At 57.1% G+C, this 20,700-nt stretch carries 12 protein-coding genes; 4 read left to right on the top strand and 8 right to left on the bottom strand.

The features are described 5' to 3' along the window. Positions 1-8: 8 nt before the first annotated feature. Complete coding sequence (locus ACTJJA_RS12375) at positions 9-2,429, top strand: fimbrial biogenesis outer membrane usher protein (RefSeq protein WP_440668277.1); 2,421 nt, start codon at positions 9-11, stop codon at positions 2,427-2,429. Next, positions 2,426-2,986 carry a hypothetical protein gene (locus tag ACTJJA_RS12370; RefSeq protein ID WP_440668206.1) on the top strand — a complete coding sequence of 187 codons (561 nt, stop codon included), beginning with the start codon at positions 2,426-2,428 and terminating at the stop codon, positions 2,984-2,986. Before ACTJJA_RS12375 ends, ACTJJA_RS12370 begins: the two co-directional genes overlap by 4 nt. Before the next feature lie 37 nt (positions 2,987-3,023). On the opposite strand, the gene ACTJJA_RS12365 is transcribed toward ACTJJA_RS12370, so the two are convergent. After that, a complete protein-coding gene (locus ACTJJA_RS12365; RefSeq protein ID WP_063143594.1) occupies positions 3,024-4,442 on the bottom strand; it encodes a glutamate synthase small subunit in 1,419 nt (472 codons plus the stop codon). 9 nt (positions 4,443-4,451) lie between these two features. Continuing rightward, the gene (gltB, locus tag ACTJJA_RS12360; protein WP_440668203.1) at positions 4,452-8,912 is read right to left on the bottom strand and encodes a glutamate synthase large subunit; all 4,461 of its coding nucleotides are present in this window, start codon (positions 8,910-8,912) and stop codon (positions 4,452-4,454) included. 687 nt (positions 8,913-9,599) lie between these two features. Between gltB and ACTJJA_RS12355 the strand changes: the two genes are divergently transcribed. Further along, entirely contained in the window at positions 9,600-10,541 is a 942-nt protein-coding gene (locus ACTJJA_RS12355; protein ID WP_440668275.1) for a TIGR01212 family radical SAM protein, read from the top strand. On the opposite strand, the gene ACTJJA_RS12350 is transcribed toward ACTJJA_RS12355, so the two are convergent. Continuing rightward, positions 10,521-12,023, bottom strand: coding sequence for a helicase HerA-like C-terminal domain-containing protein (locus ACTJJA_RS12350; protein WP_440668201.1), 1,503 nt, complete (start codon positions 12,021-12,023; stop codon positions 10,521-10,523). The genes ACTJJA_RS12355 and ACTJJA_RS12350 overlap by 21 nt on opposite strands. Positions 12,024-12,160: 137 nt before the next feature. Between ACTJJA_RS12350 and ACTJJA_RS12345 the strand changes: the two genes are divergently transcribed. After that, a complete protein-coding gene (locus ACTJJA_RS12345) occupies positions 12,161-13,807 on the top strand; it encodes a dihydroxyacetone kinase subunit DhaK (RefSeq protein WP_440668199.1) in 1,647 nt (548 codons plus the stop codon). 92 nt (positions 13,808-13,899) lie between these two features. Here ACTJJA_RS12345 and ahr read toward each other — a convergent pair whose 3' ends face one another. The 5 genes from ahr to pepA form a co-directional block, all read right to left on the bottom strand. Continuing rightward, the gene (gene ahr, locus ACTJJA_RS12340; protein WP_029739607.1) at positions 13,900-14,919 is read right to left on the bottom strand and encodes an NADPH-dependent aldehyde reductase Ahr; all 1,020 of its coding nucleotides are present in this window, start codon (positions 14,917-14,919) and stop codon (positions 13,900-13,902) included. An 83-nt stretch (positions 14,920-15,002) separates the two neighbouring features. Then, complete coding sequence (locus ACTJJA_RS12335) at positions 15,003-15,506, bottom strand: GNAT family N-acetyltransferase (protein WP_010436090.1); 504 nt, start codon at positions 15,504-15,506, stop codon at positions 15,003-15,005. A 123-nt stretch (positions 15,507-15,629) separates the two neighbouring features. Then, positions 15,630-18,485 (bottom strand): valine--tRNA ligase, encoded by a 2,856-nt coding sequence (locus ACTJJA_RS12330; RefSeq protein WP_440668197.1) that lies wholly within the window; start codon positions 18,483-18,485, stop codon positions 15,630-15,632. Beyond that, positions 18,485-18,928 (bottom strand): DNA polymerase III subunit chi, encoded by a 444-nt coding sequence (gene holC, locus ACTJJA_RS12325; protein ID WP_010436086.1) that lies wholly within the window; start codon positions 18,926-18,928, stop codon positions 18,485-18,487. The genes ACTJJA_RS12330 and holC overlap by 1 nt, the downstream gene beginning before the upstream one ends. A 118-nt stretch (positions 18,929-19,046) precedes the next feature. Further along, positions 19,047-20,558, bottom strand: a complete 1,512-nt coding sequence (pepA, locus tag ACTJJA_RS12320; RefSeq protein WP_010436084.1) for a leucyl aminopeptidase — start codon at positions 20,556-20,558, stop codon at positions 19,047-19,049. Positions 20,559-20,700 lie beyond the last annotated feature (142 nt).

Genomic DNA, 20,700 nt, shown 5'->3' with positions numbered 1-20,700 from the left:
AAAGGATTATCGCGGTGCGTAAAAAAAGCCACCTAGCACTTTTTGTGCGCGCTGTTATTTCCGGCGCATTACCTCTGCTACTGTTGAATTCGACTTCCCTCCAGGCGAGGGAAGTGACGTTTGATACGGGTATTCTGCAGTCGCGTGGGTTGGGAGCCGATCTCAACCGCTATTTTGCAGAAGCACCGCGATTTTTACCGGGTACTCATTCTGTCTCGATAAAAGTGAATGGTCAGGATCGCGGCGTCGCCGCAGTACGCTTCAATGAAGACGGCGTCATGTGCGTGGATAACGACTTCCTGGAATTTGCCGGGATCATGCCGTTACCTATTAAAGCAGATGAAACCTGCCATGATATTCACACTGATTATGCTCAGGCCGTTGTCAATGCGCTGCCAAACCAGGAAGCCGTAGAACTCTATCTTCCCCAGGAAGCCATTAATAGCCTGTCGGCAGATGTCAAAAATTTCCAGCACGGCGGTACGGCGGGGATGCTGAATTACTCCTTATTCAGCACCCGTAACGAATACGGTGACAGCGACAGCAACCGCTATTCACAGGCAAGCCTGGAAGCAGGGTTTAACGCGCTGGACTGGTCCCTGCGCAGCAGCTATATCCTGACAGACGATGACGGCAAGCGCAACGCAGAGAGCATTTATACCTACGCCGAGCATGTCTTTGTACCGCAGCGTTTAACCATGCAGGTGGGGCAAATCAACGCCAATTCGGACGTGCTGAGCGGTGTACCGATAACCGGTATTCAGCTTATGCCGACCACCGGTTTGCAGAAAAGTGGCTCAGGCGTGAGCGTGTCAGGTATTGCCCGCTCATCACAGGCGCGTGTCGAAGTGCGTCAGAACGGGCGCTTAATATATAACACTCTGGTGCCTGCGGGTCCCTTCAAACTCGATGACGTGCCTATGGTGCGTAACAATGTCGATCTCGACGTCACTGTGGTGGAGTCTGACGGTTCGTCCAGCCATTTCATCGTGCCTGCTTCTGCCGTTAAATCCAATAAACTGTCACGTCCAAACGGCCTGACCGTCTCCGCAGGACAGGTTCGGAGTATTGAAAGTGACTATAGCGATCCGCTGGTGCTAAATGTTTCCGATGGCTGGAAAATTCTGCCGTGGATGAATCTTGTGGCTTCTGGCGTGGCAGCCGAAAACTACCAGGCCGCGGGTGGCAGAGCGGAGCTGATGGTGACCGACAGCTGGGGTGTCTCGACCACTATGGCAGCCAGCAAAGCGAACTTTGGCGACAGCGACAGCGGCATCAAAAATGAATTACAAAGTGACTACTCGCTAACGGAAAACATAGGGCTGTCTGCCAGTGTTTCCCATTACAACGGTGAATACCGTGAACTGTCAGATGCGATGGACGACGATTACCAGGGGGATGACAACAGCTACTCGGGTAATATCCGTTGGTCGAACGCTGTGGCCGGGGCTTTCAGCGCAGGGTTTAGCTATAACCAGGCCTCCGGCGATGATGAAGACTCACGCTACTTACTGCTCTCATGGGCGAGAACGTTCAAGTATGCCTCCGTCACCGTGAACTGGCAGAGTGCGGTGGGGAATAGCGACGACGATCAGAACGACGATCTTCTCTATGTCAATCTCAGCATTCCACTCGGCGGCTCGCAGAGCCTGAGCTCCTATATGCGTAAGCAGGGCGACAGCACCAGCTACGGTTTAGCCAACAGCGGCGCACTGGGGGAGAACACCCATTACTACATTGCCGCTGACCGCGATCAAGAGTCGAAAGAAAACAGCTTCAACGGGAACATTAACACCAACCTGCATTACACCCAACTGAGTGTTGGCGGCGGCACCAGCGGCAACAATCAGCGTAACTACAATGCGACGCTGTCGGGCGGAATCGCCATGCACAAAGACGGCGTCACGTTCTCGCCGTATTCCATCAAAGATACCTTCGCGATCGCCAAACTGAGTGAACCGAAAGCGGGCGTGGAAATCACCACGCCACAGGGTACCATCTGGACTGACCGCTGGGGCCAGGCCGTGATACCGGGGCTGACGGAGTGGCGTAACTCGCGCATCGAGGTGGATGCCAACAAGCTGCCACAAAGTATGACCCTCGCCAACGGCACAAAATACGTGGCCGCTGCGCACGGTTCGGTAAGTGAAGTGAACTTCAAAGTGCTGAATAGCCGTCGCGTCATGCTGCGTATAAAACGCGCAGACGGCCAGGCACTGGCGAAGGGGTTATCCATTATTGATGACAAAGATAACTATGTCGTCACGGTTGTCGACGATGGTCATGTCTTCCTGAACGATGCGGATCAACTCCCGGAGCTGTATGCCGTCGATGACAATAATAATCGCGTGTGCAAACTGGATTACACCCTGAGTGATAAGAAAGACGAAGACGCATTTTATGAGGAAGTAAACGGAGTATGTCGATGAACATTCAACGCTTATCCAGCATCGCGCTGCTTATGGCGCTTTCTGTACCAATGCTTTCTTATGCAGAGGATTGCCAGATTACGCTCTCTCAGCCGAATGTGGCCTACAACAACATGCGCCGCGAAAACATCGTCAGCACCCAGCAGAACTGGAACAAAATGCCCGAACGGGAGATTAGCGTGAACGTGTTCTGCCCTGATAAACAGCAGATGGCGGCGTTAGTTCAGGGGGCGGCGGGCGAAAAGGGGCGCTTCAAGTTTGGGCAAAACGGTGGCGTGGCGATCAAGGTGAGCAACATGACGCTGGATGGCAAATCGTACAGCGTCGGTAAAACGACCGATCAGCTGAACTTTACGCCTGAGAATGATACGGGGTCATCCCTGTATATTAAAAATAACGAAGCAGTCATTGCGGTAGAAAATGGCAAGGTGCCGACCGGGCAGCAAATGAACTTTACGGTAACGATTTTCCCGGTACTTAACGACAGTGCTTTCAGCAATATTTCCGATCAAACCACGCTGGAAAGCGATTTGACCTGGCAGTTACTTACCCACTAATTAAAAAAATGGCCCGGTACGTCCCGGGCCATTCTTATTACACTTCCAGGTAGTTCAGGATCCCGTCAGCCGCTTTGCGGCCTTCAGCAATGGCCGTGACCACCAGGTCAGAACCGCGAACAATATCGCCACCGGCGAAGATTTTCGGGTTGCTGGTCTGGAATGCGTTATCGCTGCCTTCTGGCGCAATCACGCGGCCCTGTGAATCCAGCTCAACGCTGTGCTTCGCCAGCCATTCCATGCTGTGAGGACGGAAACCGAACGCCATCACCACCGCATCGGCCGGGATCACGTGTTCAGAGCCAGCCACGATCTCCGCACGACGACGGCCTTTCGCATCCGGCGCACCCATCTCGGTACGCGCCATCTTCACGCCGCTCACTTTGCCGTTGGCATTCACTTCAATACCCAGAGGCTGGATGTTGAACTGGAATTCCACGCCCTCTTCACGCGCGTTTTTCACTTCGCGTTTAGAGCCCGGCATATTCTCTTCGTCGCGACGATAGGCGCAGATCACGTGTGCCGCATTCTGACGAATGGAGGTACGCACGCAGTCCATCGCGGTATCACCGCCGCCCAGCACCACCACGCGTTTGCCTTCCATGCTGACGAACGGCTCGTCGGCGGTTTCGCCGTAACCCATGATTTGCTTGGTGTTGGCAATCAGGAACGGCAGAGCGTCAAATACGCCTGGCGCGTCTTCGTTCTCCAGGCCCCCGCGCATGGACTGATAGGTGCCGACGCCGAGGAACACCGCATCGTAATCCTTCAGCAGGTCGTCGAGCTGCACGTCGCGGCCCACTTCCACATTCAGTTTGAACTCAATGCCCATGCCGGTGAAGATTTCACGGCGGCGGGTCATGACCTCTTTCTCCAGCTTGAAGGCCGGGATCCCGAAGGTCAGCAGACCGCCGATCTCCGGATGACGGTCAAAGACCACCGCCTTCACGCCGTTACGGGTCAGCACGTCCGCACAGGCCAGGCCCGCCGGGCCTGCACCGATGATCGCCACGCGTTTGTCGGTTTGACGCACGCCGGTCATATCCGGACGCCAGCCCATCTCAAACGCTTTATCGTTGATATAGCGCTCGATGTTGCCGATGGTCACCGCGCCGAACTCGTCGTTCAGCGTACAGGAGCCTTCACACAGACGGTCCTGAGGGCACACGCGGCCGCACACTTCCGGCAGGGTGTTGGTCTGGTGAGACAGCTCGGCGGCTTCAAAAATACGTCCTTCGTTGGCCAGTTTCAGCCAGTTCGGGATGTAGTTGTGGACCGGGCATTTCCATTCGCAGTAAGGGTTACCGCAGGACAGGCAGCGGTCTGCCTGCGCTTTGGCCTGGCCTTCTGAAAACGGCTCGTAGATTTCTACAAATTCAATTTTACGGATCTTCAGCGGTTTCTTTGGCGGATCAACACGCTGCAGGTCGATAAACTGGTATACGTTCTGGCTCATCTGAATTCCTTACTGCGCCTGCACGCGCAGCTCTGCTGCGCTACGACTACGGTGACCCAACAGGGCTTTAACATCGCTGGACTTCGGTTTAACCAGCGCGAATTTCGCTGAGAACGCAGGCCAGTTCGCCAGGATCTCTTCACCGCGCGAAGAACCGGTATGCTGCACGTGTTCGGTAATCAAACCGCGCAGGTGTTCTTCGTGGATAGCCAGCGTTTCAACGTCCAGCACTTCCACCAGCTCCGGGTTCACGCGTTTGCGGAACTCACCGTCTTCGTCCAGGACGTACGCAAAACCGCCCGTCATGCCCGCGCCGAAGTTCACGCCGGTTTTACCCATTACGCAAACAATCCCGCCCGTCATGTATTCACAACCGTTATCGCCAATGCCTTCCACCACGGTGATAGCACCAGAGTTACGCACCGCAAAACGCTCGCCCGCACGACCTGCAGCAAACAGACGACCGCCGGTCGCGCCGTACAGGCAGGTGTTACCGATAATGCTGGCTTCATGGCTGCGGAAGGCTGAGCCGACCGGAGGACGCACCGCCAGCAGACCGCCCGCCATGCCTTTACCAACGTAGTCGTTGGCATCGCCAGTCAGGTACAGCTCAACGCCGCCTGCGTTCCACACGCCGAAGCTCTGACCCGCGGTACCGCTGAAGTGCGCGGTGATCGGATCCGCTGCCAGCCCCTGGTCACCGTGCGTTTGCGCGATATAACCGGAGAGGGAGGCACCCACAGAACGGTCGGTGTTGCGGATATCGAACCAGAACGTTTTACTCTGCTTCTCGTCCACATACGGTTTCGCCTGCTGCAGCAGCTGCGCGTTCAGCACGCCGTTATCAAACGGCGGGTTGTTCTCGGTGCAGTAAACCGCTTTGCCAGGATGCGGCTGCGCGGTTTCCAGCAGCTTGCTCAACTCCAGCTTCTGCTGCTTCGCGGTGAAGCCTTCCAGCTCTTTCAGCAGATCGGTACGACCAATCAGGTCGACCAGGCGCTTCACGCCCAGCTGCGCCATCAGCTCGCGGGTTTCACGGGCGATGAAGTCAAAGTAGTTGGTCACTTTGAACGGCAGGCCGTGATAGTGGTTCTTACGCAGCTTCTCGTCCTGGGTCGCAACACCGGTTGCGCAGTTGTTCAGGTGGCAAATACGCAGGTATTTACAACCCAGCGCAACCATCGGGCCGGTACCGAAGCCGAAGCTTTCCGCGCCGAGGATTGCCGCCTTGATAATGTCGAGGCCAGTTTTCAGACCACCGTCCACCTGCAGGCGGATCTTGTGACGCAGACCGTTAGCCACCAGCGCCTGCTGGGTTTCTACCAGGCCAAGCTCCCACGGGCAGCCCGCGTATTTCACGGAGGAGAGCGGGCTTGCACCGGTGCCGCCATCGTAGCCGGCGATGGTGATGAGATCCGCATAGGCTTTCGCCACACCGGTGGCGATGGTACCAACGCCCGGTTCGGAAACCAGCTTCACGGAGATCATCGCTTTCGGGTTGACCTGTTTCAGGTCGAAAATCAGCTGCGCTAAGTCCTCGATAGAGTAGATATCGTGGTGCGGCGGCGGGGAGATCAGCGTCACGCCCGGTACCGAATAGCGCAGTTTGGCGATGTACGGGGTGACTTTATCACCTGGCAGCTGACCGCCTTCGCCCGGTTTTGCACCCTGAGCGACTTTAATCTGAATCACGTCGGCGTTGACCAGGTACGCTGGCGTGACGCCAAAGCGACCTGAGGCCACCTGCTTGATACGGGACACTTTATTGGTGCCGTAACGGGCCGGATCTTCACCGCCTTCGCCGGAGTTGGAGTTGCCGCCGATGCTGTTCATGGCTTCCGCCAATGCTTCGTGGGCTTCCGGGCTCAGCGCGCCGATGGACATCGCCGCGGTGTCGAAGCGCTTAAACAGTTCGGACGCAGGCTCTACTTCGTCGATGCTGACCGCTTCATCACCCGGATTGAGGGCAATGAGGTCGCGCAGCGTCGCCGCCGGACGGTTGTTTACCAGTTCAGCGTACTGCTGATAATCACTGTATTCGCCGCTCTGAACCGCCTGCTGCAGCGTGCGCACCACGTCCGGGTTGTAAGCATGATACTCGCCGCCGTGAACGTATTTCAGCAGACCGCCCTGATCCAGCGGCTTACGTGCCAGCCAGGCGCGTTTGGACAGGTTCACCAGATCCTGCTGGAAGTCAGCAAAACCGGCACCGCCGATACGGCTGATCACGCCCTGGAAGCAGAGGTTGGCCACATCGTCATGCAGACCGACCGCTTCAAACAGCTTCGAACAGCGGTAGGAGGCGATGGTCGAGATGCCCATTTTGGACATGATCTTGTACAGGCCTTTGTTGATGCCGTTACGGTAGTTCAGCATCACCGCGCGGTAATCTTTGTCGATGGCGCGGGTATCCACCAGGCGGGCCAGCGTTTCGTAGGCCAGGTACGGATAGATCGCCGTCGCGCCAAAGCCTAACAGCACGGCAAAGTGGTGCGGGTCGCGGGCGCTGGCGGTTTCAACAATGATGTTGGCGTCGCAGCGCAGGCTCTTATCGACAAGACGCGTCTGAATTGCGCCCACCGCCATTGGCGCAGGGACCGGCAGACGGTTTTTCGCGATATTGCGGTCGGACAGTACCAGCAGAACGGTACCGTTACGCACCATCTGTTCGGCTTTGTCACACAGCGCATTCACCGTCTCTTCGAGGGTCGCCTCGGTCACGTCGAACGTAATATCGAGCGTGTCGGCGCGGTAGTGATCCTCTTTCAGCGTAGTGAGCTGTTTGAAATCGGAGTACAGCAGGATCGGCGATTTAAAGGTCAGACGGTGCGCCTGGCCTTCGGCTTCGCAGAAGACGTTCATCTCGCGACCGATGCTGGTTGCCAGCGACATCACGTGCGCTTCACGCAGCGGATCGATCGGCGGGTTGGTGACCTGCGCGAACTGCTGACGGAAGTAGTCATAAATAATGCGCGGCTGGCTGGAGAGCACGGCAAACGGGGTATCGTCACCCATGGAGCCGACCGCTTCCTGACCGTTTTCACCCAGTACGCGGATGACGGAGTCCAGCTCTTCCGCGCTGTAGTTAAACTGCTTCTGGAAGCTAGCGAGGGTATCGTCGTCCAGCTCGCGGCTGCCCACTTCTTCGTCCGGCAGATCTTCGAACGGCACCAGACGACGGACGTTTTTCTCCATCCACTCTTTGTACGGATGGCGACTTTTCAGATCGTGATCGGTTTCGGCGGAGTGCAGGATGCGCCCACCGCGGGTGTCGATAACCATCAGCTCGCCCGGACCGACGCGGCCTTTCTCGACCACTTCGTCAGGCTGGTAATCCCAGATCCCAACCTCAGAGGCACAGGTGATGAGCTTGTCTTTAGTAATGACGTAGCGCGCAGGACGCAGACCGTTACGGTCCAGGTTACAGGCGGCAAAACGACCGTCGGACATCACGATGCCCGCCGGGCCGTCCCACGGCTCCATGTGCATGGAGTTAAAGTCAAAGAACGCGCGCAGCTCCGGATCCATATCCGGGTTGTTCTGCCACGCCGGTGGCACGAGCAGACGCATGGCGCGCACGATGTCCATCCCGCCTGCCAGCAGCAGTTCCAGCATGTTATCCATGGAGCTGGAGTCAGAGCCGGTTTCGTTCACGAACGGCGCGGCATCGTGCAGGTCAGGGATCAGTGGCGTCTGGAACTTATAGGTACGGGCGCGGGCCCACTGGCGGTTACCGGTGATGGTGTTGATCTCACCGTTATGCGCCAGGTAGCGGAACGGCTGAGCCAGCGGCCAGCGTGGAACGGTGTTGGTGGAGAAGCGCTGGTGGAACAGGCAAATGGCCGATTCCAGACGCAGATCCGCCAGGTCCAGGTAGAAGCGCGGCAGGTCAGCCGGCATACACAGACCTTTATAGATGTTCACCAGGTTAGAGAGGCTACAGACGTAGAACTCTTTATCGTCCTGGAGACGTTTTTCAATGCGGCGGCGGGCGATGAACAGACGGCGTTCCATATCACGTGGACGCCAGCCCGCAGGCGCGTTAACGAAAATCTGTTCAATACGAGGCAGCGAGGAGAGGGCGATTTCACCGAGCACCCCTTCGTTGGTTGGCACATCGCGCCAGCCGACAATAGACAGGGTTTCACGCTGAAGTTCTTCTTCGACGATGCGGCGTGAGGCGGCAGCTTTTTCAGGATCCTGATTCAGGAACAGCATGCCGACAGCGTAGTTTTTGGCTAAACGCCAGCCGCGCTCTTCCGCCACGATGCGGAAGAAACGATCCGGTTTTTGCAGCAGCAGACCGCAACCGTCGCCGGTTTTACCATCAGCCAGGATGGCGCCACGGTGCTGCATACGGGCCAGTGCGTGAATAGCAGTACGCACTACCTTGTGGCTAGGTTCGCCTTCTATGTGGGCGATCAGGCCGAAACCACAGTTATCCTTCTCAAGGGATTTATCGTACAACATATCAGTGAACCTCCCCAGGCTCGTCGGGCTTCCCACTGAACTTTACCGTGGCGCACAGGCACAGAAAGAGCATGGCGACGGGGTTTGCGTTTCATACGCGGACCTCGCATTCGCCCTCTTTTTCATCCTTTCGCGCAGGTAAACAAGTTTGAGGACTTGCTTCAGAGGGAATCTCAATTACTGCATAAATATGATGAGCAGGCCGCTCATCCAGAAAGCTTCCAGCGGATTTCCAACTTATCGGGAATTGGTACACAGGTCAAATGGCAATCTTATTTATACAAAAATGTGCTAAAGAGAGTTTATCTGATTGTAATTAAAGGGTATTTAACTATTTTTACATTGATTGTATGCCCTGACAGGACGCAGCGGAGTGTGATCTGACTCACTATATGAAAGCGGTATTATCAATGTAGCGTGCTGAATAGCCGTTTTATAGCAGAATAATAATCTGGCATTGACTGCAAACCCGCATAAACCCACTGTTTTTCAGTGGTGGCGCTATAAATGAAAAAAACAATCAGAACATAAGGAAAAGTAATCACGAGTGGCGTGAATGAAATTGCAGTAATCTTGAGTATTTATTCATATGGATAAAGGCCGTCCAGGGCGATTGATCCAGGTCATCGCCGACAGAGGCTAAAAATGGCAGGCTTGTCCCCTTTCTCCGGGACGGTCTATCAGATTATGCAGTTACAGAAATTAGTCAATATGTTTGGTGGGGATCTTTTGCAGCGATACGGACAAAAGGTTCATAAGCTGACGCTGCACGGCGGGTTTAGCTGCCCGAATCGCGATGGCACCATCGGGCGCGGCGGCTGCACCTTCTGTAACGTTGCGTCCTTTGCTGACGAAGCTCAGCAGCATCACTCTATCGCGGAACAGCTCGCGCATCAGGCGAGCCTGGTGAACCGCGCGAAGCAGTATCTGGCCTATTTCCAGGCCTACACCAGCACGTGGGCGGAGGTGCAGGTGCTGCGCTCGATGTATCAGCAGGCGGTCAGCCAGGCTAACATCGTAGGGCTGTGCGTGGGGACGCGCCCGGACTGCGTACCGGACGCGGTGCTGGACCTGCTCAGCGAGTACAAAGAACAAGGCTACGAGATCTGGCTGGAGCTGGGCTTGCAAACCGCGCACGACAAAACCCTGCACCGCATCAATCGCGGTCATGATTTCGCCTGCTACCAGCGCACCACGCGGCTGGCCCGTGAGCGTGGGCTGAAAGTCTGTTCGCATCTGATTGTTGGGTTACCCGGTGAAGGTCAACAGCATGGTCTTGAAACGCTGGAAAAGGTGGTTGAGACCGGCGTGGACGGCATTAAGCTGCATCCGCTGCATATCGTTACGGGAAGCATTATGGCGAAAGCCTGGGAAGCCGGGCGGTTAAGCGGTATTGAGCTCGACGACTATACGGTGACGGCAGGGGAGATGATTCGCCACACGCCGCCGGAAATTGTCTACCACCGCATCTCCGCCAGCGCCCGCCGTCCAACGCTTCTGGCACCGCTATGGTGTGAGAACCGCTGGACGGGGATGGTGGAAATCGACCGCTATCTACAGGAGAACGGTGTACAGGGGGCGGCGCTTGGCCGCCCGTGGGTTCCTCGTCTACCGGCGACGGCCGCCTAACAGGCTCCCCAGCATGCCGCGCACTATCTGATTGGTGACCTGTCGTGCGGCGCTTTTCGCCATGGTTTGTACCACGCCGTCGCGCTTGCCGCCGCGCGGCCCGGTGCTGCCGAACAGGATGTCTTTGAGCCCCCCGAGAATACCGTCATCCACGACGACAGACTGCCCTTTTGCGGCAGGCGCATCCTGCGATTCCGTCGTCGCCTGAACCCCTTTTTGCAGCATCTCGAATGCGGACTCCCGGTCCACTTCGTCTTCGTACTTCCCGTAAACCGGAGAGTGGTTAATCAGGCCGTTGCGTTCATCGTCAGTAACCGGCCCCATGCGCGAGCAGGGCGCGATCACCATAGCGCGTTCCACCACGGACGGGCTGCCTTTCGCATCCAGGAACGAGATCAGCGCTTCACCGGTGCCTAACGCCTGAATCGCCGCTTCGGTATCAAAGGCCGGATTGGCGCGCATGGTTTGCGCGGCGGCTTTCACCGCTTTCTGATCTTTTGGCGTAAAGGCACGCAGGGCGTGCTGCACGCGGTTGCCCAGCTGACCGAGCACGTTATCCGGGATATCCGATGGGTTTTGCGACACAAACCAGACGCCAACGCCTTTGGAGCGGATCAGGCGAATGACCTGTTCAATTTTATCCAGCAATACCTGCGGCGCGTCGTTAAACAGCAGGTGCGCTTCGTCAAAGAAGAAGACCAGCTTCGGTTTTTCCAGATCGCCCGCTTCGGGTAACTGTTCGTACAGTTCGGAGAGCATCCACAGCAGGCTGGCGGCGTAGAGCTTTGGCATCTGGTAGAGCTTTTCTGAACTCAGAATGTTGATGATGCCTTTGCCGCTGCTGTCGGTGCGCATCCAGTCTTTGATATCCAGCATCGGCTCGCCGAAAAAGTGTTCGGCCCCCTGTTGCTCCAGCGTCAGCAACCCACGCTGAATGGCCCCTACCGAGGCGCTGCTGATATTGCCGTACTGGTTCTGAAAGGATTTGGCGTTATCGCCGATGTACTGGGTAATGGCGCGCAGATCTTTGAAATCAAGCAGAAGCAGTCCCTGATCGTCGGCAATGCGGAAGATAATGTTCAGCACGCCGGACTGCACGTCGTTGAGGTTAAGGAGCCTCGCCAGGAGAAGAGGACCGAGATCGGAGACGGTGGCGCGCACCGGGTGGCCTTTCTCACCAAAGATATCCCACACCACCACCGGATTGCTATGCGGCGTCCAGTCCGTGATGCCAATATTCTTCAGCCGTTCGAGCAGTTTTTCAGAGGCCGTCCCTTCCTGAGCCACACCGGTTAAATCGCCTTTCACGTCAGCCATAAAGACCGGTACGCCAATCTCCGAAAGCGACTCCGCCAGCTTTTGCAGGGTGACGGTTTTCCCCGTCCCGGTCGCTCCGGTGATCAGACCATGGCGGTTCGCCATCGCGGGCAGTAAATACAGCTCTTTTTCCAGCGTCCGGGCAATTAACAATGGTGTACTCATGATGCGCTTCCTCTCTTTGTCCTGGGTGGAGTATAGGCAAACTGGTCGCAATTTGGTTGAGTAAATTCCTGACTTTGCGGCGCATTATCCAGCGCGGACTATGCTTTTGCATACGGTTCACAACATTTTGGGAATGTATGTCCAGATTCTTTTTTAATGATCGCAAACAACTGGTCAACGATGCTATTGAAGGCATTCTGATTTCTGCTCCGCACGGAAACCTCGTCAAGCTTGATGTTGATCCTGCCATTCGAATTGTTGCGCGCGGTGACTGGGATAAAAGCCGCGTAGCGGTGATCTCAGGTGGGGGTTCCGGCCACGAACCGGCGCACGCTGGGTTTGTCGGAAAAGGGATGCTCACGGCGGCAGTGTGTGGCGACCTGTTTGCCTCGCCGAGCGTGGATGCGGTGTTGAATGCCATTGTGGCGGTCACGGGCGATCGCGGCTGCCTGCTGATCGTCAAAAATTACACCGGTGACCGCCTGAATTTTGGTCTGGCGGCAGAAAAGGCCAAACGCTACGGCCTGAAGGTGGAGATGGTGATTGTGGCAGACGATATCGCGCTGCCGGACAACAAGCAGCCGCGCGGTATTGCCGGTACGGCGCTGGTGCATAAGATTGCGGGCTATGCGGCGGAGCACGGGAAATCGTTGAGTGAGGTGCGGGATATTGCGCAACAGGCCTGCGACAACCTCTGGAGCCTGGGCGTTGCGATACAAACGTGCAACCTACCCGGTAGCGACGAGGAAGAGGGGCGGATTAAGCAAGGCCACGTCGAGCTGGGACTGGGCATTCACGGTGAGCCGGGGGCGTCCGTGGTGGATACGCAAAACAGCAAAGCGATTATCGACACGCTGGTGACACCGCTCAAAGCGCAGGCAGGCGAAGGGCGCTTTGCCGTGCTGATTAACAACCTCGGCGGCGTCTCGGCGCTCGAAATGGCGTTGCTGACCAAAGAGCTGGCGCATTCGGCGCTGAAAGAGAACATTGCGTACCTGATTGGTCCGGCGCCGCTGGTGAGCGCGCTGGACATGAAAGGCTTTTCTCTGACGCTGCTGAAGCTCAACGATTTCTTCGAAAAGGCGATTCACGCCGAGGTCGAGACGCTGGGCTGGCAGAAGCCGGTGGCGTTTGCACCGCTGCGTACCGTTGCGCATAGCGCCATTCACGATCGTGTGGAATACACCCCGTCGGAAAACCCGCGGGTGAGTGAGTATGTCTCCTCGGTAACCGGGACGCTGATCGAACTTGAAAATCGCCTGAACGCGCTGGATGCGAAAGTGGGCGATGGTGATACGGGCTCTACCTTTGCGCAAGGCGCGCGGGATATTGCGCAGCGTCTGGAGAAGCACAAACTTCCGCTGAACGACGTGTCGACGCTGCTGCTGCTGGTGGGCGAGCGGCTGGCGACGGTGATGGGCGGATCGAGCGGGGTGCTGATGTCGATCTTCTTCACGGCGGCCGGACAAAAGCTTCACGATGGACAGCCGCTACCGGAGGCATTGCTCAGCGGACTGGCGCAGATGAAGCAGTATGGTGGTGCAGATCTTGGCGATCGCACGCTGATCGACGCGCTACAACCGGCGCTGGAGGCCTTGCAGAAAAAAGATCTTCAGTCAGCGGCGCAGGCGGCACAGCAGGGGGCAGAGGCAACGGCGAAAATGGAGAAAGCCGGAGCGGGGCGCTCGTCGTATGTGAATAAAGAGAATCTGGACGGGGTGATGGATCCGGGTGCGGTCGCGGTGGCAGAGGTGTTTAAGGCCATGGTAGAAGCAAAACGGTAACAACCGTTACCGTTTATAGTGTTTGCGCCCTCTCCCAGTGGGAGAGGGTTGGGGTGAGAGCATCAGGCCGCACATACCCCGGCAATGTCACATCAAAAATCCGCTTTCAACACCACGCGGTAGCGGGCTTTGCCGTCACGCACGTGCTGGATCGCTTCGTTGATTTTCGACATCGGATACAGTTCGGTGGTCGGGGCCACTTTGGTGCGTCCGGCAAACTTCATCAGCTTGCGCAACTCAAACGGCGTACCGGTCGCGGAGCCTGACACGCTGCGATCCCCGCCGATCAGGGTAAACGCCGGAACCGGCAGCGGCTTCATTACCGCACCCACGGTGTGGAAGTTACCGCCGTAGGCCAGCGCTTCAAAGTACGGCTGCCAGTCGAGATCCACGTTAACGGTGTTGATGATCAGATCAAACTGACCCGCCAGCGCGTTCAGCGCTTCCGGATCGCGGCTGTTCACCACTTTATCCGCACCCATCGCCAGCACTTCTTTCTCTTTCGCTGGGTTAGAACTGAATGCCGTGACTTCACAGCCCATCGCGTGCAGCAGCTTGATGGCGATATGGCCCAGACCGCCAATACCGATCACGCCCACACGACTGGTGGCGGTGATATGGTGCATCAGCAGGGGTTTGAAGACGGTGATACCGCCGCACAGCAGCGGACCGGCGGATTCGATATCAATGCTGTCCGGCAGCGGGATGACCCATTGCCAGTCGGCGCGCAGCTTGTCGGCAAAACCGCCTTTATTCAGGATGGTGGGAACGGCGCCTTCGAGGCAGTTGATCTGGTTGCCGCTGATACAGGCGTCGCAGTGACCACAGCTGCGTGCCGTCCAGCCAATGCCCACGCGCTGGCCTACCTTCAGCCCTTTGTCCTGCGCGGCGCTACCAAGCGCCACGACGCGGCCAATGACTTCGTGCCCGGCAACCAGCGGGTAGCTGGAGAAGCCCCATTCGTTGTCGATCATCGAGAGATCCGAGTGGCAGATCCCGCAGTAATCAACCTGTACTTCGACGTCTTCTGCTTTTAGTTCGCCCGCATCGTACTCGTACAGCTCAAGTTCTGCACCCGCCTGCGGTGCGGCGTAGCTTTTTATCTTCGACATCGTGTTTCCCCTGTTATGGTGTGAACTGTGAGTGTAGAGCATCCAGTTTACAGCCGCTTAACAGAAGAGGGCAGGAACGGAAGTTACAGACTTTTCAGCATTCTGACTTCACAATCAACGTGGCCGGTACAGCCCAGCGGTGCATCAATATGCTCAAAGCCGAGATGCTCATACAGGCCGATGGCCTCTTTGAGGAAGGCGGTGGTTTCGAGGTAACAGCGTTTGAAACCCTGGGTGCGCGCATGTTCCAGGGCGACCAGCGCCAGCTTTTTCGCCAGACCCTGTCCGCGAACCGACGGCAGAAAATACATTTTCTGCAGCTCACAAATATCCGGCTCGCTGCAGCTCAGTGGTGCCACGCCGCCGCCGCCCACGACCTTGCCATTCTGCTCGATAACCCAGTAGGCATGGCCGGGCTGGTTGTACAGATGGAAAAGCTCATCGAGATTAGGATCGGCCACGGTGTAGCCTTTATCGGCCGTCAGGCCATATTCGGCGGAAACCGTGCGGATAACAGCGGCAATGGCCGGGTTGTCCTGCTCAGTGATCCGACGCATTGTCGTCGCGACGGGGGTAATCACGCTCATAGCATTACTCATGACAAAAATTGACACACAACTGCTGTTAATAGCACCGCAGAAAGGGGAGTGCAAGCGAGGAGTTTTCAGGAAGGTTACCCCTTACGCCCTGAAGCGTAAGGGGTAAAAGCATTACAGGGCTGCAATAACCGCCTGCTGCTCAATCAGTTTGGTCTTCGCATCGGCGAAAGCAACCAGACGTTCACGCTCTTTGGCGATGACCGCTTCCGGCGCGCGGGCCACAAAGCCTTCGTTCGCCAGTTTGCTTTCGATTTTGCCGATTTCCACGTCGACTTTCGCCACTTCTTTCGCCAGACGCGCCAGTTCGGCGTCTTTGTCGATCAGGCCCGCCATCGGGATCAGCAGTTCGGCGCCGTCGATGATTTTGGTCACGGAAACCGGACCTTTGTCATCAGCAGGCAGCACGGTGATGTTTTCCAGACGCGCCATGGTCTTGAGGAAGGTGTTGTTCTCGCTGACGCGACGCACCGCAGCCTCGCTGCAGCCGCGCAGCAGCAGCTCCAGCGGTTTGCCTGGGGCAATGTTCATTTCAGCACGGATGTTACGTACCGCAACGATCGCCTGTTTCAGCCACTCGGTGTCCGCAGACGCCGCTTCATCAACCTTCGCCGCATCGAATTCCGGGAACGGCTGCAGCATGATGGTGTCAGCGTTGATGCCTGCAATTACCTTCACGCGCTGCCAGATGGTTTCGGTGATGAATGGAATGACCGGATGCGCCAGGCGCAGCAGACCTTCCAGAACGGTAATCAGCGTGTTGCGCGTGCCGCGCAGCTCCGCCTCAGAACCACCGTTCATCACCGGCTTCGCCAGCTCCAGATACCAGTCGCAGAACTGGTTCCAGGTGAATTCGTACAGGATGCCCGCGGCGATATCAAAGCGGTAGCTGTCCAGCGCGTCGCGGAACGCTTTCACCGTCTGGTTGAATTCCGCCAGGATCCAGCGGTCCGCCAGCGACAGGGTCATTTCGCCGCCGTTGAAGCCGCAATCCTGATCTTCGGTGTTCATCAGCACGAAGCGGCTGGCGTTCCACAGCTTGTTACAGAAGTTACGGTAGCCTTCCAGACGCTTCATGTCCCAGTTGATGTCACGGCCGGTAGAGGCCAGCGCCGCCAGGGTAAAGCGCAGGGCGTCGGTACCGTGAGATTCAATCCCGTTCGGGAACTGCTTCTCGGTGCGCTTGCGGATTTTCTCAGCCAGCTGCGGCTGCATCATGTTGCCGGTACGTTTTTCCAGCAGCTCTTCCAGAGAGATACCGTCAACCATGTCCAGCGGGTCAATAACGTTACCCTTGGACTTGGACATCTTCTGGCCTTCGTCGTCGCGGATCAGACCGGTCATGTAGACGGTATGGAACGGAACCTGCGGCTTGCCGTCTTCGTCTTTGATGAAGTGCATGGTCATCATGATCATGCGGGCAATCCAGAAGAAGATAATGTCGAAACCGGACACCATCACGCTGGTTGGGTGGAACTGACGCAGCGCGTCGGTGTTTTCAGGCCAGCCGAGCGTGGAGAAGGTCCACAGCGCGGAGGAGAACCAGGTGTCCAGCACGTCTTCGTCCTGACGCAGGGCAACGTCAGCGCTCAGGTTGTTTTCCTGACGCACTTCGTCTTCGGTGCGGCCAACGTAGACGTTGCCGTCGTTGTCGTACCATGCCGGAATACGGTGACCCCACCACAGCTGGCGGGAGATACACCAGTCCTGAATGTCGCGCATCCAGGAGAAGTACATGTTTTCGTACTGCTTCGGCACGAACTGAATGCTGCCGTTCTCAACCGCTTCCACCGCCGGTTTCGCCAGCACGTCGGCACGCACGTACCACTGGTCGGTCAGCATCGGCTCGATAACCACGCCGCCACGGTCGCCGTACGGCACGGTCAGATCGTGAGGTTTTATCTCTTCCAGCAGTCCGAGCGCGTCGACGGCAGCCACAATCGCTTTACGCGCGGCAAAACGTTCCAGCTTCTGGAACTCAGCCGGGATGTCGCTGGAGTAAACGTCGGATTCTTCACCTTTGGTGTCGTACACTTCTGCGCTTTCGCGGATATCGCCGTCGAAGGTCAGAATGTTGATCATCGGCAGGGCGTGACGACGGCCGACTTCGTAGTCGTTGAAGTCGTGCGCCGGGGTGATTTTTACGCAGCCGGTGCCTTTTTCCATGTCGGCGTGTTCGTCGCCCACAATCGGAATACGGCGGTTCACCAGCGGCAGCACCACGAATTTGCCGATCAGATCTTTATAACGCGGATCTTCCGGGTTAACGGCGACACCGGTATCGCCCAGCAGGGTTTCCGGACGCGTCGTTGCGACCACCAGGTAATCTTTGCCGTCGGCGGTTTTCGCGCCGTCGGCCAGCGGATAGCGGATGTGCCACATGGAGCCTTTAGACTCGCGGTTTTCCACTTCCAGGTCAGAAATTGCGGTGCGCAGTTTCGGATCCCAGTTTACCAGGCGCTTGCCGCGGTAAATCAGGTCTTCTTTATACAGGCGCACGAAGACTTCTTTCACGGCGTTGGACAGGCCTTCGTCCATGGTGAAGCGCTCGCGCTCCCAGTCCACGGAGTTGCCGAGACGGCGCATCTGGCGGGTAATGGTGCCGCCGGATTCTGCCTTCCACTGCCAGATTTTGTCGATGAACGCATCGCGACCGTAGTCGTGGCGGGTTTTACCTTCTTCAGCGGCAATTTTACGCTCAACCACCATCTGGGTCGCGATACCCGCGTGGTCAGTCCCCGCCTGCCACAGGGTGTTTTTACCCTGCATGCGCTGGTAGCGGATCATGGTGTCCATGATGGTCTGCTGGAAAGCATGTCCCATATGCAAACTGCCGGTGACGTTCGGCGGCGGGATCATGATGCAGAAGGACTCTTTGCTTTCGTCGCCGTTAGGCTTGAAATAGCCCTGCTGTTCCCAGTGCTCGTAAAGCGGCTGTTCGATATCGCGTGGGTTATATGTCTTTTCCATTATTTCCAGGTTGCCGTATTCAGGTTAAAACCAGCCAGGCGGTACGCTTTATAGCGTTCGCGCGCCAGTTGTTTCAAAGATTCTTCGTAAGGGACAAAGTCTACCACTTCTGTGAAAGCGGTGGCAAAATCTGCAAAGTCTACCCGCAGGCTAATGAGAATATCGCGCGCGCTGCTGTTGCGCTTCTGCGGCCAGGCAATTTCGACCGGTGCGCCACCGCGCGGGCCTTCGCCCGACAGGTTATGCGGCACAAAACTCTCCGGCGGGCGGGCCCACAGCGCTTCATCAAGGCGAATCGCCTGCTGCTCATCTTCACAGGCAATCAACACGCGTTTACCTGCCCGCCAACGTTCTGCGGCAATGTCACACACCAGTTGTTCGACGGCGCTGAGGCCATCCTGATGCGTGTCGTTGTCCAGAAGGTAGAACGTTGCATTCTTCATATATGGGGCTTCTTGTCGTGGATTTAAATGCAAAACCGGGTGGCGCTACGCTTACCCGGCCTACGGTTGAGTAACGCTGTAGGCCGGGTAAGGCGAAGCCGCCACCCGGCGTTTTTCATCACTCGTCGCCGTTAAAACCCGCACGATTAAGCAGGAACTGCGACAGCAGCGCGACCGGACGACCGGTTGCGCCCTTGGCTTTACCGGAGCGCCATGCGGTGCCCGCGATGTCCAGGTGCGCCCAGTTGTACTTGCGGGTGAAGCGCGCCAGGAAGCAGCCCGCGGTGATCGCACCGCCAGGACGACCGCCGATGTTTGCCATATCCGCAAAGTTGGACTCCAGCTGCTCCTGGAACTCATCGCCCAGCGGCAGACGCCACGCGCGGTCACCGGCCTGTTCGGACGCGCCGATAAGCTCGTGTGCCAGCGGGTTGTGGTTCGACATCAGGCCGGTGATGTGGTGACCCAGCGCAATCACGCAGGCGCCGGTCAGCGTTGCCACGTCGATCACCGCTTCAGGTTCGAAGCGCTCAACGTAGGTCAGCACGTCGCACAGCACCAGACGGCCTTCGGCGTCGGTATTCAGCACTTCAACAGTCTGGCCGGACATGGTAGTCAGCACGTCTCCAGGACGGTAAGCGCGACCGCCAGGCATGTTTTCACAGCCCGCCAGCACGCCGATGACGTTAATCGGCAGCTGAAGCTCAGCGACCATGCGCATGACGCCGTAAACCGCCGCCGCACCGCACATGTCGTACTTCATCTCGTCCATGCCTTCGGCAGGCTTGATGGAGATACCGCCGGAGTCGAAGGTCAGGCCTTTACCGACCAGCACGATCGGGCGCGCGTCTTCGGACGGGTTGCCCTTGTACTCAATCACCGACATCAGGGATTCGTTCTGCGAGCCGTTGCCGACCGCCAGATAAGAGTGCATTCCCAGCTCTTTCATCTGCTGTTCGCCGATGACGCGAGTGATGACATTCTTGCTGTAGGAATCCGCCAGCTGACGCGCCTGAGAGGCCAGGTACGCGGCGTTACAGATGTTTGGCGGCATGTTGCCGAGATCTTTAGCGGCTTTAATACCGGCGGCAATCGCCAGACCGTGCTGAATAGCGCGCTCGCCGCTGGTCAGCTCACGGCGTGTAGGCACGTTGAAGACCATTTTACGCAGCGGGCGGCGCGGCTCGCTTTTATTGGTCTTGAGCTGGTCGAAGCTGTACAGGCTCTCTTTTGCGGTTTCGACGGCCTGGCGCACTTTCCAGTAGGTGTTACGGCCTTTGACGTGCAGTTCAGTCAGGAAGCAGACGGCTTCCATTGAGCCGGTATCATTCAGGGTATTAATCGTTTTCTGAATCACCTGCTTATACTGACGCTCATCCAGCTCACGCTCTTTGCCGCAGCCAATCAGCAGAATGCGTTCGGACAGGACGTTCGGAACATGGTGCAGTAACAGCGTCTGCCCAGGTTTACCTTCCAGTTCGCCACGGCGCAGCAGGGCGCTGATGTAGCCGTCACTGATTTTATCGAGTTGTTCGGCGATCGGGGAGAGTCGGCGCGGTTCAAACACGCCCACAACGATGCAGGCACTCCGCTGTTTCTCCGGGCTACCGCTTTTTACACTGAACTCCATGCACTACGCTCCTGAATCTTAAAGACAACGGCGGCAGCTACGGATAGAATTGAAACCTTTCGTAACTCATGTCCGCGGTTGTGGTGACTTCGTGTTAATCTTACGTTACTACGGTTTCGGCACGTCATTAAATGTTCTGAAG

This window comes from Enterobacter sp. 22452, assembly GCF_052045065.1.
In the GTDB taxonomy this organism is placed as follows: Bacteria; Pseudomonadota; Gammaproteobacteria; order Enterobacterales; family Enterobacteriaceae; genus Enterobacter; species Enterobacter mori.
The sequence above is the reverse complement of the archived record's forward strand: the minus strand, read 5'-3'. Positions and strand labels throughout refer to the sequence as shown.

Coding starts and splice junctions, on each gene's coding strand:
- ACTJJA_RS12370 (WP_440668206.1), top strand. CDS start 2,426: ATGAACATTCAACGCTTATCCAGCATCGCGCTGCTTATGGCGCTTTCT.
- ACTJJA_RS12365 (WP_063143594.1), bottom strand. CDS start 4,442: ATGAGCCAGAACGTATACCAGTTTATCGACCTGCAGCGTGTTGATCCG.
- gltB (WP_440668203.1), bottom strand. CDS start 8,912: ATGTTGTACGATAAATCCCTTGAGAAGGATAACTGTGGTTTCGGCCTG.
- ACTJJA_RS12355 (WP_440668275.1), top strand. CDS start 9,600: ATGCAGTTACAGAAATTAGTCAATATGTTTGGTGGGGATCTTTTGCAG.
- ACTJJA_RS12350 (WP_440668201.1), bottom strand. CDS start 12,023: ATGAGTACACCATTGTTAATTGCCCGGACGCTGGAAAAAGAGCTGTAT.
- ACTJJA_RS12345 (WP_440668199.1), top strand. CDS start 12,161: ATGTCCAGATTCTTTTTTAATGATCGCAAACAACTGGTCAACGATGCT.
- ahr (WP_029739607.1), bottom strand. CDS start 14,919: ATGTCGAAGATAAAAAGCTACGCCGCACCGCAGGCGGGTGCAGAACTT.
- ACTJJA_RS12335 (WP_010436090.1), bottom strand. CDS start 15,506: ATGAGCGTGATTACCCCCGTCGCGACGACAATGCGTCGGATCACTGAG.
- ACTJJA_RS12330 (WP_440668197.1), bottom strand. CDS start 18,485: ATGGAAAAGACATATAACCCACGCGATATCGAACAGCCGCTTTACGAG.
- holC (WP_010436086.1), bottom strand. CDS start 18,928: ATGAAGAATGCAACGTTCTACCTTCTGGACAACGACACGCATCAGGAT.
- pepA (WP_010436084.1), bottom strand. CDS start 20,558: ATGGAGTTCAGTGTAAAAAGCGGTAGCCCGGAGAAACAGCGGAGTGCC.